This window comes from Cupriavidus sp. P-10 (assembly GCF_003402535.2).
Lineage (GTDB): Bacteria > Pseudomonadota > Gammaproteobacteria > Burkholderiales > Burkholderiaceae > Cupriavidus.
The window spans coordinates 1,141,526-1,157,093 of record NZ_AP025170.1 but is presented as its reverse complement, the minus strand read 5'-3'; the positions used below and the strand labels follow the sequence as shown (position 1 = coordinate 1,157,093).

At 67.3% G+C, this 15,568-nt stretch carries 17 protein-coding genes; 5 read left to right on the top strand and 12 right to left on the bottom strand.

Features of this window, described 5'->3' with window-relative positions:
• Positions 1-18: 18 nt before the first annotated feature.
• The 6 genes from bamC to CTP10_RS05355 form a co-directional block, all read right to left on the bottom strand.
• Complete coding sequence (gene bamC / locus CTP10_RS05380) at positions 19-1,251, bottom strand: outer membrane protein assembly factor BamC (protein ID WP_116317655.1); 1,233 nt, start codon at positions 1,249-1,251, stop codon at positions 19-21.
• 48 nt (positions 1,252-1,299) lie between these two features.
• A complete protein-coding gene (dapA, locus tag CTP10_RS05375; protein ID WP_116317654.1) occupies positions 1,300-2,184 on the bottom strand; it encodes a 4-hydroxy-tetrahydrodipicolinate synthase in 885 nt (294 codons plus the stop codon).
• Between the two features lie 137 nt (positions 2,185-2,321).
• Complete coding sequence (locus CTP10_RS05370; RefSeq protein WP_116317653.1) at positions 2,322-2,912, bottom strand: class I SAM-dependent methyltransferase; 591 nt, start codon at positions 2,910-2,912, stop codon at positions 2,322-2,324.
• 10 nt (positions 2,913-2,922) lie between these two features.
• The gene (locus tag CTP10_RS05365) at positions 2,923-3,588 is read right to left on the bottom strand and encodes a site-2 protease family protein (protein WP_116317652.1); all 666 of its coding nucleotides are present in this window, start codon (positions 3,586-3,588) and stop codon (positions 2,923-2,925) included.
• Positions 3,589-3,672: 84 nt separating this feature from the next.
• Positions 3,673-4,296, bottom strand: a complete 624-nt coding sequence (locus tag CTP10_RS05360; protein ID WP_116317651.1) for an L-threonylcarbamoyladenylate synthase — start codon at positions 4,294-4,296, stop codon at positions 3,673-3,675.
• 28 nt (positions 4,297-4,324) lie between these two features.
• A complete protein-coding gene (locus CTP10_RS05355; RefSeq protein ID WP_116317650.1) occupies positions 4,325-5,170 on the bottom strand; it encodes a 3',5'-nucleoside bisphosphate phosphatase in 846 nt (281 codons plus the stop codon).
• A gap of 192 nt (positions 5,171-5,362) precedes the next feature.
• Here CTP10_RS05355 and CTP10_RS05350 point away from each other — a divergent pair, with 192 nt between their 5' ends.
• On the top strand, positions 5,363-6,445 hold the full coding sequence (locus tag CTP10_RS05350) for an NAD(P)/FAD-dependent oxidoreductase (protein ID WP_233527961.1): 1,083 nt from the start codon (positions 5,363-5,365) through the stop codon (positions 6,443-6,445).
• A 14-nt stretch (positions 6,446-6,459) separates the two neighbouring features.
• On the opposite strand, the gene CTP10_RS05345 is transcribed toward CTP10_RS05350, so the two are convergent.
• Complete coding sequence (locus CTP10_RS05345) at positions 6,460-7,353, bottom strand: alpha/beta fold hydrolase (RefSeq protein WP_116317649.1); 894 nt, start codon at positions 7,351-7,353, stop codon at positions 6,460-6,462.
• Positions 7,354-7,508: 155 nt separating this feature from the next.
• On the opposite strand from CTP10_RS05345, the gene CTP10_RS05340 reads away from it, so the two are divergent.
• Positions 7,509-9,248, top strand: coding sequence for an acyl-CoA synthetase (locus CTP10_RS05340; protein ID WP_116317648.1), 1,740 nt, complete (start codon positions 7,509-7,511; stop codon positions 9,246-9,248).
• Here the strand turns inward: CTP10_RS05340 and CTP10_RS05335 are convergent.
• A complete protein-coding gene (locus CTP10_RS05335) occupies positions 9,245-10,099 on the bottom strand; it encodes a ferritin-like domain-containing protein (protein ID WP_116317647.1) in 855 nt (284 codons plus the stop codon). The genes CTP10_RS05340 and CTP10_RS05335 overlap by 4 nt on opposite strands.
• A 147-nt stretch (positions 10,100-10,246) precedes the next feature.
• Here CTP10_RS05335 and CTP10_RS05330 point away from each other — a divergent pair, with 147 nt between their 5' ends.
• The 3 genes from CTP10_RS05330 to CTP10_RS05320 all read left to right on the top strand — a co-directional run bounded on the left by CTP10_RS05330 (position 10,247) and on the right by CTP10_RS05320 (position 12,386).
• The gene (locus tag CTP10_RS05330; RefSeq protein ID WP_116317646.1) at positions 10,247-10,771 is read left to right on the top strand and encodes a gamma carbonic anhydrase family protein; all 525 of its coding nucleotides are present in this window, start codon (positions 10,247-10,249) and stop codon (positions 10,769-10,771) included.
• 42 nt (positions 10,772-10,813) lie between these two features.
• On the top strand, positions 10,814-11,821 hold the full coding sequence (hslO, locus tag CTP10_RS05325; protein ID WP_116317645.1) for an Hsp33 family molecular chaperone HslO: 1,008 nt from the start codon (positions 10,814-10,816) through the stop codon (positions 11,819-11,821).
• Positions 11,822-11,957: 136 nt separating this feature from the next.
• Positions 11,958-12,386, top strand: a complete 429-nt coding sequence (locus CTP10_RS05320) for a hypothetical protein (RefSeq protein ID WP_116317644.1) — start codon at positions 11,958-11,960, stop codon at positions 12,384-12,386.
• 36 nt (positions 12,387-12,422) lie between these two features.
• On the opposite strand, the gene ftsB is transcribed toward CTP10_RS05320, so the two are convergent.
• The 4 genes from ftsB to kdsA form a co-directional block, all read right to left on the bottom strand.
• Entirely contained in the window at positions 12,423-12,764 is a 342-nt protein-coding gene (gene ftsB / locus CTP10_RS05315; RefSeq protein ID WP_010808995.1) for a cell division protein FtsB, read from the bottom strand.
• A gap of 166 nt (positions 12,765-12,930) precedes the next feature.
• The gene (eno, locus tag CTP10_RS05310; RefSeq protein WP_116317643.1) at positions 12,931-14,220 is read right to left on the bottom strand and encodes a phosphopyruvate hydratase; all 1,290 of its coding nucleotides are present in this window, start codon (positions 14,218-14,220) and stop codon (positions 12,931-12,933) included.
• Between the two features lie 88 nt (positions 14,221-14,308).
• Positions 14,309-14,602 (bottom strand): DUF1330 domain-containing protein, encoded by a 294-nt coding sequence (locus CTP10_RS05305; RefSeq protein WP_116317642.1) that lies wholly within the window; start codon positions 14,600-14,602, stop codon positions 14,309-14,311.
• Positions 14,603-14,694: 92 nt separating this feature from the next.
• Positions 14,695-15,564: a 3-deoxy-8-phosphooctulonate synthase gene (gene kdsA, locus CTP10_RS05300; protein ID WP_116317641.1), complete on the bottom strand. Its 870-nt coding sequence runs from the start codon at positions 15,562-15,564 to the stop codon at positions 14,695-14,697.
• Positions 15,565-15,568 lie beyond the last annotated feature (4 nt).

The window sequence follows — 15,568 nt, the reverse complement described above, 5'->3', positions numbered from 1 at the left end:
GAGCCGGTCACCGCCGGCTCAGTGCAGTTGCTCGTCGAGCAGCGACAGGATGCGCTTGCCGATTTCGCCGTTCTCCGGCTGGCCAGCATCGTTGAGCACCGTCACCAGCGTGCCGCTGCCGGTGCCCTTGAGCGCCACGCGGTACTTCTTGGCGGTCTTGGGATCGTCCGGCTTCGTGAACAGCTTGGAGAAGAAGCCACGGTTGTCCACGTTGGTGCGCGGATCGACGTAGCGCACGTAGTACAGGCCCTGCGCGCGGTCGCGGTCTTCGATAGTGAAGTTGACGCGATCCAGCGACAGGCCGACCGAGCGCCAGGCGCGGTCGAACGGCTCAGGCAGTTGCAGCGCCGGGGCGCCATTGACCTGGGCCAGGTAAGACTTCTGCGCAGCGCCGCCGGCTGCAGCGGCAGTGGCGCCCGCTGCGCCAGCCGCAGCCGCATCAGCCGTCGCCGCGCTGCTGCCAGCCGCTGCCGGGTTCTTGGCCATGCGGTCGGCCTGTTCCTTCTGCACGCCTAGGCGTTGCGCCAGGCGCGACAGGAACTCGGCTTCCAGCTCGGGATCGGCCGGACGCGGGGTCCAGACGGTGCTGGACTTGTCGATGCCGGTCAGCTGCTCCTGCGCGCCGCGGTGGCTGATGAACACTTCCAGCGTGCCGTTCTGCGAGCGCTCGACGCGGGTGCGGAACTTGTCGCGCTCGGAGGTCGAGTACAGGCCGTCGAACACCTTGCCGATGGTATTGCGGATGATGTCCTGCGGGATCTTGGCGCGGTTCTCGGCCCAGTCGGTTTCCATGATGCCGGTCTCGGGCGAGTCCTGCACCAGCAGGAAACCGCTTTCCTGCCAGAAGCCGCGCAGCTGCTGCCACAGCTGGTCGCCGCGCATTCCGTTGCTGATCACCAGCCAGCGCTGGTTGCCGTCACGCTCCATGCGGATGCCCTGCGCCGAGGGCAGTACGTTCTCGGTCGGGGATTGCTCGCGCACCTTGGTGGCCTGGCTATAGGTCGACAGCGTCGAGGTGCCGTTCGCATCGGGCACCGAGTAGCGGCGGTCGCCTTCCAGCTTGGTCAGGTCCGGCGGGATGTCCAGCGTTGGCGTGCGCTTCGACGCCGACGACTTGTAGTCGATCTTGTCGGGCTGCATCGCTTCATTGATGCTGCTGCAGCCGGTGATCACGCCCGCGGCCAGCACGGGCACAACCAGGGCGGCGCGGCGGACTTGCGTCGCGCCGCGGCGGTTAAGCTTCGATTTCATTGACACGCAATCCTAGTTGAGGGAGCGACAGCAAGACGCCGCGGTAAATCAGGCCAGCAGGCCGGCGGCGGCCAGTGCCTTGCGTACGGTTTCGTGGTTGGATTCCGACAGCGGGGTCAGCGGCAGGCGGATACCGCCGGCCATCTTGCCCATCTGCTGCAGGGCCCACTTCACCGGGATCGGATTGGCTTCGACAAACATGGCCTTGTTCAGTCCGATCAGTTCCATGTGCAGGCGGCGCGCGGTGACGACGTCGCCCTTCAGTGCCGCCGCGCACATCTCGTGCATCTTGCGCGGGGCCACGTTCGCCGTGACCGAGATATTACCCTTGCCGCCCAGCAGGATCAGCGCGACCGCGGTGGGATCGTCGCCGCTGTAGATGGCAAAGCTCTCCGGCGCGTCGTTGATTAGCTGCGCGGCCCGGTCGATATTTCCCGTGGCTTCCTTGACGCCGACAATACCCGGCACCTGCGCCAGGCGCAGGATGGTGTCGTTGCTCATGTCGGCAACGGTGCGGCCCGGGACGTTGTACAGCAGCACCGGCAGTTCCACCGCTTCCGCGATGGTGCGGAAATGGCGGTACATGCCTTCCTGGGTCGGCTTGTTGTAGTACGGCACAACCTGCAGCGATGCGTCGGCACCCACCTTCTTCGCGAAGGCGGTCAGCTCGATGGCTTCCTTGGTGGAATTGCCGCCGGTGCCAGCGATGATCGGGATGCGCTTGCCGGACTGTTCGACGGCCACGCGGATCAGCTCGCAGTGTTCCTCGACGGAAACCGTCGGGGATTCACCGGTCGTGCCGACGATCACGATGCCATCGGTGCCCTCGGCGACGTGCCAGTCGACCAGTGCGCGCAGGGCCGGGAAATCCAGGCTGCCGTCCTCATGCATCGGAGTGACGATGGCGACGATGCTGCCGGTAATCTGTGTCATAACGTTAAGGAATTCGGGATGCGAATAACGGGATTGTACCGGAACCGCAGGCGGCTTCGACCGCCGACGGGGCAGGGGTTGATACCAACTGTTTCAACGTGTGCAGCGGGATTCTCGCCGACAGCGAAAGCGCACTTTCAGGGGTCTAGCCGGTAGCGTGCCGGGGTGGCCGCATCCAGCGCCGCGGCGGCCTCGCGCACCGCACACAGGCGCTGCACGAAGGCTGTTTTCGGCACTTCCTGCACACCGTCCTCATAGGCGATGACGCGCAGGCCGTGCGTGCGCGCCACTTCAAGCAATTCGCCGGGGCACAGCAGAAAATCCGGCCGCGACGGCTTGCCGACGGTCTCGTTGCCGGCGGCGAAGGTCTCGTACAGCCACACCCCGCCCGGCGCCAGCGCGCCGGCCAGGTGCGGCCAGAGCGGCCGGTGCAGGTAGTTGGTGACGACGATGGCGTCGAACGGCGCCTCGTCCGCCAGCGGCCAGGCGCCCTGCTCCAGGTCGGCCACGCGGCCGGTCACGCCGGCCGGCAGGCCGGCGATGGCGCCGGCATCGCGATCGACCGCCAGCACCGCATGGCCACGCGCGGCGAGCCAGGCGGCATGGCGGCCACTGCCACAGGCCAGGTCGAGAATGCGGGCGCCGGGACGCAGCAGGTGCGCCCAGCGGGTGACCCACGCGGACGGAGCGGACAAGCCGGCGTGCGGCGCGACTGGGACGTCGGTCATGGCGCCCCCGTCAGTGCAGCAGCATCACGACCGGGCGCAGCATCAGCTCGATCAGCGACATCAGCACGTTGACCACCGGCGTCATCCAGATGGTGGTGATCACGCCCGCGGCCACCAGCGCCAGCACGACAAAGATGCCGTAGGGCTCGATGCGCGACACGCCGCGCGCGATTCCCTGCGGCAGCAGCGCGGTCAGCACGCGGCCACCGTCCAGCGGCGGCACCGGGAACAGGTTGAAGGCGGCCACCACCAGGTTGACACGCACCCCCGCCAGCGCCATTTCGCCGAAGAAGGGTTCGCGCACGCCGCCCCAGGTCAGGCCGATCGCCAGCAGCACCCAGACAAAGGCCTGCACCACGTTGCTGGCGGGACCTGCCAGCGCCACCCACATGCCATGCCAGCGCGGGTTGCGCAGGCGCTCGAACACCACCGGCACCGGCTTGGCGTAGCCAAACACGAACTGGCCGCTGGTCATGATGTAGAGCAGCAGCGGTACCGCGATGGTGCCGATCGGGTCGATATGGCGGATCGGGTTCAGGCTGACGCGCCCGAGCGAATAGGCCGTGCTGTCGCCAAACACCTTGGCCACATAACCGTGCGACGCCTCGTGCAGCGTGATGGCGAACAGCACCGGCAGGGCATAGACCGCGAAGGTCTGGATAAGGGAGGAATCCATGACGGCTATTGTAACGGGCCGCCGGCTTGCCAGGCACACGGCCGCGCCCCTGTGGCGGCGGCGCAGCGCACGCTCGGAGCCCGCTCAGAGCCCAAAAAGCGAGATATCGCCGCGGCCAGCGCGCACCAGTTCGGGCTCGCCGCCGGTGAGGTCGATCACCGTGGTCGGCTGCGCCGGCGCCGGGCCGCCGCAGACCACCAGGTCAAGCTGTTTTTCCAGCCGGGCGCGGATTTCCGCCGGGTCGTTGAGCGGCTCGTCGTCGCCGGGCATCTGCAGCGTCGCCGTGATCAGCGGCTCGCCGGTCTCGCCCAGCAGCGCCAGCGGGATGGCGTGGTCGGGCACGCGCATGCCGATGGTCTTGCGCGCCGGGTGCGACAGGCGCCGCGGCACTTCCTTGGTGGCTTCCAGGATAAAGACGTACGGCCCCGGCGTGGCGCCCTTGATCCAGCGATACTGGCGATTGTCGACGCGGGCGAAGTTGCCCAGCTCGGACAGGTCGCGGCACATCAGTGTCAGGTGGTGGCGGTCGTCGATGCCGCGCAGCCGGCGCAGGCGCTCGACCGCATGCTTGTCGTCGAGCGGGCAGGCGAGCGCGTAGCTGGAATCGGTCGGCAGCGCGATCAGTCCGCCCTTCTGCAGGATCTGCGCGGCCTGCTTGATCAGGCGCGACTGCGGGTTGAGCGGATGGATCTCGAAGTACTGGGACATGCAGGGCGCCTTTCGTTGGGCTGGCGGGTTACCAGTCGTGCCAGACCGGCGTGACCGTGGACGGCAGCGGTGGCAGCGTGCCGAGCTCGACCCGGCCTTCGCCGGGCCCATGGAAATCCGAGCCGCGCGAAGCCAGCAGCCCGTAGTGCCGCGCCACATCGGCATAGCGGCGGTACTGGTCCGGCGTGTGGCTGCCGGTCACGACCTCGACCGCGCCGCCGCCGAGCGACTTGAACTCATCGAACAGCGCATCGTGCTGGGTAGCGGTGTAGTGGTAGCGGCCGGGGTGCGCCATCACGGCGATGCCACCGGCGGTGCGGATCCAGCCAACGGCTTCGGACAGGCTCGCCCAACGGTGGCCGACATAGCCGGGCCGGCCCTCGGACAAGTACTCGCTGAACACGTCGCCGATGGTGGCGCAGTGGCCCTGGTCGACCAGCCAGCGCGCGAAATGGGTGCGCGAGATCAGGTCCGGGTTGCCGACATACCGCAGCGCGCCCGCGTAGGCGTCGCCGATGCCGACCTTGGCCAGCGCCTCGCCGATATCGCGGGCACGCCGGGCACGCCCGGAACGGGTATCGGTCAGGCCATCGATCAGCTCGGGGCAGAACGGGTCGATCTGCAGGCCAACGATATGCACGGTCTGCCCGGCCCAGGTCACCGAGATCTCAACACCCGGCACATAGCGCATGCCGAATTCCTCGGCCGCGGCGCGCGCCGCGGCTTGCCCGCCGACCTCGTCATGGTCGGTCAGCGCCCAGTATGCAACGCCCGCATCGCGCGCGATTTCCGCTACCGCGCGGGGCGACAGCGTGCCGTCGGACACGGTGGAATGGCAGTGCAGGTCGGCGTTGATGGCGTGGGCGTTTTGCATGGGGCTCATTCTACTCCTGTCGACCCTCGCCTGCGTGGCGCCGGAGGCTTGCCGGAGGGGCTCCGGCGCGCGTGCCAAAGCCCTGCCGGCAACGCTGGCGTCGCCGGGAAACGGGCTGGCGCGGGGTATAGTCGGGCTTTGCACCATCTTCCGCGGGCCGTCCGTGCCCGCGCCCTGTCCATCATGTCCGCCATGTCCACCGACAACGCCACCGCCGCCACGCCCGCCGTCACCACCACCGACGTCCTGATCGTGGGCGCCGGCCCGGTCGGGCTGTTCGCCGCCTTCCAGGCCGGCGTGCTCGGCCTCAAATGTGAACTGATCGACGTGCTCGACCGCGCCGGCGGCCAGTGCACCGAGCTGTATCCGGAAAAGCCGATCTACGACATCCCCGCCGTGCCGGGCTGCCTGGCGCAGGACCTGGTTGACCGGCTGCTGGAGCAATGCGCGCCGTTTGCCTTCCCGATGCACTTCGGCCAGCGCGCCGAGAGCGTGTCCGAAATCCCCGGAGTGCCCGCGCAGGACGGCCACCCTGCCCACTCGCGCCTGCTGGTCACCACCGATGGCGGCAAGCGCTACGATGTCGCCGCGGTGCTGGTCTGCTCCGGCGCGGGCGCGTTCGCGCCGCAGCGCGTATCGCTGCCCGAAGCCGCGGCGCTGGAAGACCGCCACGTGCACTACGCCGTGCGCGATGTATCGCACTTTGCCGGCAAGCGCGTGATCGTCGCCGGCGGCGGCGACTCGGCGCTGGACTGGGCGCTGGCGCTGCGCAAGGTGGCCGCCCGCGTGACGCTGCTGCACCGGCGCGAAGGCTTCCGCGCCGCCGACGGCACCGTGGCCGAGATGCGCGCCGCGGTGGCGGCCGGCGAGATGGACTTCGTGGTCGGCATGCTGGGCGCGCTGCGCATCGACGGCAATGCACTGGCCGAAGTGGAAGTGCGCACCCGCGACGGCAGCCAGGCGCTTCCCGCCGACGAACTGGTGGCGCTGTACGGCCTGGTGTCCGAGCCCGGCCCGATCGCGCAGTGGGACATGGACATGCGCGCCGGCCGCATCCTGGTCGACACCACCACGTATGAAAGCTCGCGCCGCGGCATCTTTGCCGCGGGCGATATCGCCTTCTATCCCAACAAGCAGAAGCTGATCCTGTCAGGCTTCCATGAAGCTGCGCTGGCGCTGCGCCGCGCGTATCACTACGCCTTCCCGGAAAAGGCGCTGGTGCACGTGCACACCAGCAACAACGCCGCGCTGAAGGAAAGGCTCACGCACGCCTGAGCGCGGTCGCCGGCTTAACGACAGAACGACTCGACCAGCTCCGCCACCGCGGCCGGCTGGTCGTGATGCAGCATGTGGCCGGCGTCGTCGATCACCGCTTCACGGAAATCGCGGAAGGCGCGGAAACGCTCCTTGAATTCGTCGATGCTCTGCTTGTGGGCGATATGGCGCAGCGTCTCCGAATCGCGCGCTTCCACATGCAACACCGGCGCGCTGACCTGCTCCCAGATCGCCATCACTTCATCGAGCCGGTACAGCGTCGGATTGACGAGCTTGTGCGCCGGGTCGCCCAGGATTTCCCAGCGGCCGTCCGCATTCCGGCGCGACCAGTGCGCGGCCAGGAACGCGGCGCGGTCGTCCGGCAGGCGCGGGTTGGTCTTCTGCAGGCGCGCCGCCACGCCGCCAACGCTGTCGTACGTCTTCAGCTCCGTACCGATGCGCAACTCGTCAAGCCAGCGCGCATAGCGCTTGGGCGCATGCGCCGGCCCTCTCGCCGTCATGCCGAAGCCTTCCAGGTCCACCACGCGGCGCACGCGTTCGGGACGGATGCCTGCGTACAGGCAGATCACGTTGGCACCCATGCTATGGCCGACCAGGTCCACCTGCCCTTCCGGCTGGTAGTGGTCAAGCAGCGCCTCCAGGTCGGCGAGGTAGTCGGGAAACCAGTACGACTGCGTACCGGGATAGCGCGAAGGCCAGTCGGTCTCGCCAAAGCCGCGCCAGTCGGGTGCGATCACATGCCAGTCGCCGCGCAGGTGGTCGACCAGGAACTGGAACGAAGCGGCCACGTCCATCCAGCCGTGCAGCATGAACAGCTTGCGCGGACCGGGCGTGCCCCACTGGCGCACGTGGTAGCGCAGCCCGCGCAACGTGATAAATTCAGACCGCGAGGTTTCCTTGATTGTCATTGTCTCCACCCTGGCGTCGGGCCTTCCTGCCGCGGGGGCTGGCGAAGGTAAGCCTCGACAAAATAGAACGATCGTTCGCTCGCATTATAGCGGCCAGCGCCCTTTGCAGCTTGCCGCGCCAGGCGAACGGACCGGTGACCTTCTGGAGACCTTGGATGGCCGCAGCTGCCTTGCCGGCAAGCCGGCGCGACGACTACCACGCGCTGTACGAATCCTTCCGCTGGGAAATCCCCCCGAACTTCAACATTGCCGAAGCCTGCTGCGGCCGCTGGGCGCGGGATCCGGCAACCATGGACCGCATCGCCGTCTATACCGAGCACGAAGACGGCCGGCGCAACGCGCATACCTTCGCCTATATCCAGGCCGAGGCCAACCGGCTTTCGGCGGCGCTGCGCGGCCTTGGCGTGGCGCGCGGCGAACGCGTGGCGATCGTGATGCCGCAGCGGATCGAGACCGTGATCGCCCATATGGCGATCTACCAGCTGGGCGCGATCGCGATGCCGCTGTCGATGCTGTTCGGGCCGGAGGCATTGGCCTACCGCATCGCGCACAGCGAAGCCTGCGTGGCGATCGCCGACGAAACCTCGATCGACAACGTGCTTGCCGCGCGCCCGGAATGCCCGGCGCTGGCCACCGTGATCGCCGCCGGCGATGCGCACGGCCGCGGCGACCACGACTGGGACGTGCTGCTGGCAGCGCAGCTGCCTGCCTTCACCGCCGAGCAGACCAAGGCCGACGAGGCCGCCGTGCTGATCTACACCAGCGGCACCACCGGCCCGCCCAAGGGCGCGCTGATCCCGCACCGCGCGCTGGTCGGCAACCTGACCGGCTTTGTATGCTCGCAGAACTGGTATCCGCAGGACGACGACGTGTTCTGGAGCCCGGCCGACTGGGCCTGGACCGGCGGGCTGTGGGATGCGCTGATGCCGGCGCTGTACTTCGGCAAACCCATCGTCGGCTACCAGGGCCGCTTCTCCGCCGAGCGCGCCTTCGAGCTGCTCGAACGCTACGCCGTCACCAACACCTTCCTGTTCCCGACCGCGCTCAAGCAGATGATGAAGGCGTGCCCCGAGCCGCGGCAACGTTATGACATAAAGCTGCGCGCCTTGATGAGCGCCGGCGAAGCGGTTGGCGAAACCGTGTTCGGCTGGTGCCGCGACGCACTCGGCGTAATCGTCAACGAGATGTTCGGCCAGACCGAGATCAACTACATCGTCGGCAACTGCACCGCGCAGAACGACGACGAGCGCCTGGGCTGGCCGGCGCGGCCCGGCTCGATGGGACGCCCCTACCCCGGCCATCGCGTGCAGGTGATCGACGATGAAGGCCGTCCGTGCGCGCCGGGCGAGGACGGCGAAGTCGCGGTCTGCGCCACCGATATCGCCGGGCACCCGGACCCGGTGTTCTTCCTCGGCTACTGGAAAAACGAGGCGGCGACCGCGGGCAAGTACGTCGAGCGCGACGGCCTGCGCTGGTGCCGCACCGGCGATCTTGCGCGCATCGATGCCGACGGCTACCTGTGGTACCAGGGCCGTGCCGACGACGTGTTCAAGTCCTCGGGCTATCGCATCGGGCCGAGCGAGATCGAGAACTGCCTGCTCAAGCATCCCGCGGTGTCCAACTGCGCGGTGGTGCCCTCGCCCGATCCCGAGCGCGGCGCGGTGGTCAAGGCCTTCGTGGTGCTGACGCCGTCGGTGGCGCGCTCGTTCGACGGCGACTCGGCGCTTATCGCAGAATTGCAGGCGCATGTGCGCGGGCAACTCGCGCCGTACGAGTATCCGAAGGCAATCGAGTTCATCGACCAGTTGCCGATGACGACCACCGGCAAGATCCAGCGGCGGGTGTTGCGGTTGCTGGAGGAAGAGCGGGCGGCGCAGCGCCGGCAGTCTGCCTAGCCGGCCGACGCCTCCAGCCACGCCAGCTCATCCTCGTCGAACCCGGCCGCACGCCGCGCATCGAGATTGAACGGCCCGCGCAGCTTCGGCGCACGGTACTGCTCGGCCAGTTGCGCATAGGTAGCCACCGGCTCCAGCTTGCGCTGCGCGCACAGCCAGCGGTACCAGTGGTTGCCGATCGCTACATGCCCGACCTCGTCGCGCAGGATGATATCGATGATCGCCGCGGCGGCATGGTCCCCGGCGCTGGCCAGTTTGGCGCGCACCGGCGGCGAGGCATCGAGCCCGCGCGCTTCCAGCGTGCGCGGCACCAGCGCCATGCGCGCCAGCACGTCGCCGGCGGTCTTGTCGGTCATCTCCCACAGGCTGTTGTGCGCGGGAAAATCGCCGTAGGCCGCACCCAGCGTGCCCAGATGGTCGGCCAGCAGCGTGAAATGCAGCGCTTCTTCGTCGGCCACGCGCAACCAGTCGCGGTAGTAGGCCGGTGGCATGCCGGCAAAGCGCCACACTGCATCCAGCGCGAGGTTGATGGCGTTGAATTCGATATGGCACAGCGCGTGGATCATCGCCGCGCGGCCGGCGGGCGTGTGCAGCGAGCGGCGCCGTTCGACGCCCTGCGGCGCCACCAGTGCCGGCCGCTCCGGACGTCCCGGGATGATATGGCCCCCGTCGGCATCGATCGCCTCGTCCGCACGCAGCGCTCCATCGGACAGCGCCATGGCATCGCGGTACAACGCCCGCGCGGCGCCGGCCTTTTCGCGCGGATCGGTCATGCACAGCACCACCAGCGCGCGATGGCGCGGCGAAAGTGACGGATCAGGCAAAGCGGTGGCGGGTGTTTTTTCTGGCATGGGCGTAAAATCCGGACTGCCGCCATTGTAGGGCCTCGCCGGCACCCACCCGCGTGCCTGGCCATGCAGTTCCCCACAGACCCGCTGACTCTTTAAAGTCCGGCGGCAACCCCCATTTCAACATTAGCCTTTCGTGCAGGAGACCTCATGGCGCTTTACCAGCTCGGCGACGTCAAGCCCAATATCGACAGCGAAGCCTACGTGGCCCCGGAAGCCACCGTCATCGGCAACGTGACCCTCAAGTCCCGCGCCAGCGCCTGGCCCGGTGTCGTGATCCGCGGCGACAACGAGCCGATCGTGGTGGGGCATGACACCAATATCCAGGAGGGCTCGGTGCTGCACACTGACCCGGGCTGCCCGCTGATCCTGGGCGACAAGGTCTCGATTGGCCACCAGGCCATGCTGCATGGCTGCACCGTCGGCGAAGGCTCGCTGATCGGTATCCAGGCCGTGGTGCTGAACCGTGCCGTGATCGGCAAGGAATGCCTGGTAGGCGCTGGTGCCGTGGTCACCGAGGGCAAGGTCTTCCCGGACCGCTCGCTGATCCTGGGCGCGCCGGCCAAGGTGGTGCGGCAGCTGACCGACGAGGACGTCGCCAACCTGTACCGCAACGCCGAGACCTACGCCTCGCGGCAGGCCATGTACAAGCAACAGCTCAAGCGGATCGGCTGAACGCAAGCCGCGGCGGCACCCATCGAATTACCGACAGACAACGTGACTCAGACTACCCCCACCACCCCCGACACCCTGCAGAAGTTCCTGTTCGACGCCGCCCCCGTGCGCGGCGAACTGGTGCGCATGGAAGCCACCTGGCAGGAAGTGCTGGGCCGCCACAGCTACCCCACGCCGGTGCGCCGGCTGCTGGGCGAGATGGTGGCCGCCGCGGCACTGCTGTCGGCCAACCTGAAGTTCAACGGCGCGCTGGTGATGCAGCTGCACGGCGACGGCCCGGTGCGCATGCTGGTGGTGGAATGCCTGTCCGACCTGTCGATGCGCGCCACCGCCAAGCTGGCCGAGGGCGCCGAGATTGCCGACGACGCCACGCTGGCCGACCTCGTCCATGCGCACGGCCACGGCCGCTTTGCCATCACGCTTGACCCGAAGGACAAGCTGCCGGGCCAGCAGCCGTACCAGGGCATCGTGCCGCTGGCGGATGAGCACGGCCCGCTGGCGTCGATCAGCGCGGTGCTGGAGCATTACATGAAGGCATCCGAGCAGCTCGACACGCGCCTGTGGCTGGCCGCCGACGACCGCGTCGCCGCCGGCATGCTGCTGCAGAAGCTGCCCTCCTACGGCGGTACGGCCAACGTGGGCGAGACCGGCGCTCCGCTGGCCAGCCATGCCAAGGCCCAGGACCTGGACACCTGGGACCGCGCGGTGCAATTGGGCACCACGCTCAAGGCCGAAGAACTGCTGGCCGAGTCGCCCGAGACGCTGCTGCGCCGCCTGTTCTGGGAAGACCTGCAGGACGCCGGCCTGCGCGTGTTTGAGCCGATGACGCCGCATTTCCATTGCTCGTGCTCGCGTCCCAAGGTGGCGGGCATGCTGCAGTCGCTGGGGCGCGAAGAGATCGAGAGCATCATCGCCGAACGCGGCAACGTGGAGATCCATTGCGATTTCTGCGGCCAGCGCTATGAGTTCGACCCGGTCGATTGCGCCCAGCTGTTCTCGGCCACCCACGTCGCCACCGGCGCCGGGGCTGGCGCGCACCAGCACCACTGAGGCGGCAAGCCACGGATTGATCCGTGGCGGCAACGTGAGCGGGGAATGAGAGCGGGAGCGGCGTAACGGAAACATCCGGCGCGCCGCCCTGTCCAACGGCTGTACGATCGCTGTGCCCGCGAGCCTGAGAACCGCCATGTCCGCCGAAGCGTCACTCCCCTTACCCGAATCCAGCGCCACGACAACGGCCGCCACGCGCAGCCGGATGCGTGGCGCTGTTGCATTGGCCGCGGCAGGCGCCCTGCTATTGGCCACTGGCTGCGCTGAGATCCCACGCGACGCCAACGGCTCGCCTCCGACGGCGCGGCTCGCGCCGAGCGCCATGCCGCCGGCGCGGCTGACGCCCGAAGCGCGGCAAAAGCTCGATGCCCTGAACCAGGAGGTGCTGCGCGAACAGGCTGACGCCATCGCGCGACGGCAACAAGCCGAGGCGTACGCGCGGGCATACGCCTATCCCAACACGAGCTGGAACCTGTTCTACGGGGGATGGGGCGGCGGCCACTGGGGTGGCGGCGTCAGCGTGGGGATGCCCGGCTACTGGGGCGGCTATCCGTACTGGTGGTGACGGCCAGGTGCCGCCAACGGCAAAACAGAACGTTGATCAGTGTCCGCCGCGCCCGGCGACGGAATTTGCCGGCGGCGGCAGCGGCGGCGTAGCGCTGACCTTGGGTGCCGGTGCCACGAACTGCACGAACACCTCGCCTTCCCGCACCATGCCCAGCTCATAGCGGGCACGTTCCTCGATCGCACCGGTACCGTCCTGCAGGTCGGCAACTTCCCCTTCCAGCTTGGCATTGCGCAGCTTGAGCGTCTGGTTGCGGGTACCTTGCTCGGTCAGCTGGCGGTTCAGGTCCCAGACGCGCAGCCAGCCACCCTTGCCCAGCCAGAGCGGATACTGGATCGCGAGCAGCAACACGAACAACAGCAACGAAATCAGACGCATGAAAGGTTGCGGACAAGAAATTCCGCACAATGATCTGCGAAGTCAGCCCGGAAGGCAATTGCCAGGCAGATTTCGATACAAAAACGGCGGTGGCCGGATGTTAATCCGTGCCACCGCCGCTCTCTGTACTACTGCGTCATTCCCGCGCAAGCGGGGACGACGGGATTCAGCGCAGGTTGTAGAACGCGCCCTTGCCCGGGTAGCTGGCGATATCGCCCAGGTCTTCCTCGATGCGCAGCAGCTGGTTGTACTTGGCCATGCGGTCCGAGCGCGACAGCGAGCCGGTCTTGATCTGGCCGGCGTTGGTGCCCACGGCGATGTCGGCGATGGTGCTGTCCTCGGTCTCGCCCGAGCGGTGCGAGATCACGGCGGTGTAGCCGGCGCGCTTGGCCATCTCGATGGCTGCGAACGTTTCGGTCAGGGTGCCGATCTGGTTGATCTTGATCAGGATCGAGTTGCCGATGCCCTTCTCGATGCCTTCCTTCAGGATCTTGGTGTTGGTGACGAACAGGTCGTCGCCCACCAGCTGCACGCGCTTGCCCAGCTTGTCGGTCAGCGTCTTCCAGCCGTCCCAGTCGCCTTCGGCCATGCCGTCCTCGATCGACACGATCGGGAACTTGTCGCACAGGTTGGCCAGGTAGTCGGCAAACTGGGTCGAGGTCAGCTTCAGGCCTTCGCCTTCCAGCTGGTACACGCCTTCGCCTTCGTGGTAGAACTCGCTGGCGGCGCAGTCCAGCGCCAGCAGCACGTCCTCACCGGCGCGGTAGCCGGCCTTCTCGATGGCCTGCACCACGGTGTTCAGGCATTCCTCGTTGGACGAGAAATTCGGGGCAAAACCGCCTTCGTCGCCCACCGCGGTGGACATGCCCTTGTCGGCCAGGATCTTCTTCAGCGCGTGGAAGATCTCGGCGCCGCAACGCAGGGCTTCACGGAAGCTGGTCTGCGACACCGGCATGATCATGAATTCCTGGATGTCCAGGCTGTTGTTGGCGTGCGCGCCGCCGTTGACGATGTTCATCATCGGCACCGGCAGTTGCATCGCGCCCGAACCGCCGAAGTAGCGGTACAGCGGCAGGCCGGCTTCTTCCGCGGCGGCCTTGGCCACCGCCATCGACACGGCCAGCATGGCGTTGGCGCCAAGGCGGCCCTTGTTCTCGGTGCCGTCGAGGTCGATCAGGGTACGGTCCAGGAAGGCCTGCTCGGAGGCGTCCAGGCCCATGATGGCTTCGGAGATTTCGGTGTTGATGTGCTCGACGGCCTTCAGCACGCCCTTGCCCAGGTAACGCGACTTGTCGCCGTCACGCAGTTCGATGGCTTCGCGCGAACCGGTCGAAGCGCCCGACGGCACTGCCGCGCGGCCCATCACGCCGGATTCCAGCAGCACGTCGCATTCGACGGTGGGGTTGCCGCGCGAGTCGAGAACCTCGCGACCGATGATATCTACGATTGCACTCATGAATTCCTCTCTGACTGTTGATTCTTGCTGCTGCTGATTACTTCAACCTGTGCCCATGTCAGGCGCATGTCAAACTGCCCGACAACCCTCAGGCAGCGCCTTCCACCACGATCATGTTCATCTTTGCTGCATTCTCGCGCGCCTTGCGGGCGGCGCGATAGGCTTCGCCGTCGTGGAACGACCTGGCGGCTTCATAGCTGGGGAATTTCAGCACCACGACGCGGGTCGGCGCCCACTCGCCCTCCAGCGGCTCGGTCTTGCCGCCGCGTACCAGCACCTCGGCGCCATGGATCTGCATGGCCTTGCTCGAGAGCACTTTGTATTCTTCGTACTGCTGGGGGTCGGTCACGTCGACGTAGGCGATGATATAGCCCGCGGCCATGGAGAATCTCCCGATTTTTTGTATTGTCTTTCGATATGGTTTGTCATCACCGGCGCCCGGAAATGGCGCGGTGGTGACAAAACCGGGCCTGCTCAGGCGCAGGCCGGCCAGCCGAAGTTGTCTTCCAGGAAACCGGCGCGCTTGACCAGCGTGTCCAGGTCCTTGAGCACGGCCAGCAATTCCTTCATGCGCGACAGCGGCACCGCGTTGGGGCCATCGGACATGGCCTTGCTCGGGTCCGGGTGCGTTTCCATGAACAGGCCCGCCACGCCGGTGGCGACGGCCGCGCGCGACAGCACCGGCACGAACTCGCGCTGGCCGCCGGAGCTGGTGCCCTGGCCGCCCGGCAGCTGCACCGAGTGGGTAGCGTCGAACACCACCGGGGCACCCGTCTCGCGCATGATCGCAAGCGAGCGCATGTCGGACACCAGGTTGTTGTAGCCGAACGAGACACCGCGCTCGCAGGCCATGAAGACGTCGTCAGGCAGGCCTGCGTCGCGCGCGGCGTCGCGGGCCTTGTCAATCACGTTCTTCATGTCGCCGGGCGCCAGGAACTGGCCCTTCTTGATGTTCACCGGCTTGCCGCTCTGGGCGCAGGCGCGGATGAAATCGGTCTGGCGGCACAGGAAGGCCGGGGTCTGCAGCACGTCCACCACGGCCGCGACGGGCTTGATCTCGTCGATCTCGTGGATGTCGGTAAGCACCGGCACGCCGATCTCGCGCTTGACGGTCGCCAGGATTTCCAGGCCCTTCTCCAGCCCCAGGCCGCGGAACGACTTGCCGGAAGAACGATTGGCCTTGTCGAACGACGACTTGTAGATGAACGGGATTCCCAGTTCAGCGGTGATGGCCTTGAGCTCGCCGGCGGTATCCAGCGCCATCTGCTCGGACTCGATCACACAAGGACCAGCGATCAGGAAGAACGGCTTGTCGAGGCCGACCTCGAATCCACAGAGTTTCATGACA

Excerpts from the sequence above, each read along its gene's own strand:
- bamC (WP_116317655.1), bottom strand. The coding sequence starts at position 1,251 with ATGAAATCGAAGCTTAACCGCCGCGGCGCGACGCAAGTCCGCCGCGCC.
- eno (WP_116317643.1), bottom strand. The coding sequence starts at position 14,220 with ATGAGTGCAATCGTAGATATCATCGGTCGCGAGGTTCTCGACTCGCGC.
- kdsA (WP_116317641.1), bottom strand. The coding sequence starts at position 15,564 with ATGAAACTCTGTGGATTCGAGGTCGGCCTCGACAAGCCGTTCTTCCTG.
- CTP10_RS05365 (WP_116317652.1), bottom strand. The coding sequence starts at position 3,588 with ATGGATTCCTCCCTTATCCAGACCTTCGCGGTCTATGCCCTGCCGGTG.
- CTP10_RS05340 (WP_116317648.1), top strand. The coding sequence starts at position 7,509 with ATGGCCGCAGCTGCCTTGCCGGCAAGCCGGCGCGACGACTACCACGCG.
- CTP10_RS05370 (WP_116317653.1), bottom strand. The coding sequence starts at position 2,912 with ATGACCGACGTCCCAGTCGCGCCGCACGCCGGCTTGTCCGCTCCGTCC.
- dapA (WP_116317654.1), bottom strand. The coding sequence starts at position 2,184 with ATGACACAGATTACCGGCAGCATCGTCGCCATCGTCACTCCGATGCAT.
- CTP10_RS05360 (WP_116317651.1), bottom strand. The coding sequence starts at position 4,296 with ATGTCCCAGTACTTCGAGATCCATCCGCTCAACCCGCAGTCGCGCCTG.
- ftsB (WP_010808995.1), bottom strand. The coding sequence starts at position 12,764 with ATGCGTCTGATTTCGTTGCTGTTGTTCGTGTTGCTGCTCGCGATCCAG.
- CTP10_RS05335 (WP_116317647.1), bottom strand. The coding sequence starts at position 10,099 with ATGCCAGAAAAAACACCCGCCACCGCTTTGCCTGATCCGTCACTTTCG.
- CTP10_RS05355 (WP_116317650.1), bottom strand. The coding sequence starts at position 5,170 with ATGCAAAACGCCCACGCCATCAACGCCGACCTGCACTGCCATTCCACC.
- CTP10_RS05350 (WP_233527961.1), top strand. The coding sequence starts at position 5,363 with ATGTCCACCGACAACGCCACCGCCGCCACGCCCGCCGTCACCACCACC.
- CTP10_RS05320 (WP_116317644.1), top strand. The coding sequence starts at position 11,958 with ATGTCCGCCGAAGCGTCACTCCCCTTACCCGAATCCAGCGCCACGACA.
- CTP10_RS05330 (WP_116317646.1), top strand. The coding sequence starts at position 10,247 with ATGGCGCTTTACCAGCTCGGCGACGTCAAGCCCAATATCGACAGCGAA.
- CTP10_RS05345 (WP_116317649.1), bottom strand. The coding sequence starts at position 7,353 with ATGACAATCAAGGAAACCTCGCGGTCTGAATTTATCACGTTGCGCGGG.
- CTP10_RS05305 (WP_116317642.1), bottom strand. The coding sequence starts at position 14,602 with ATGGCCGCGGGCTATATCATCGCCTACGTCGACGTGACCGACCCCCAG.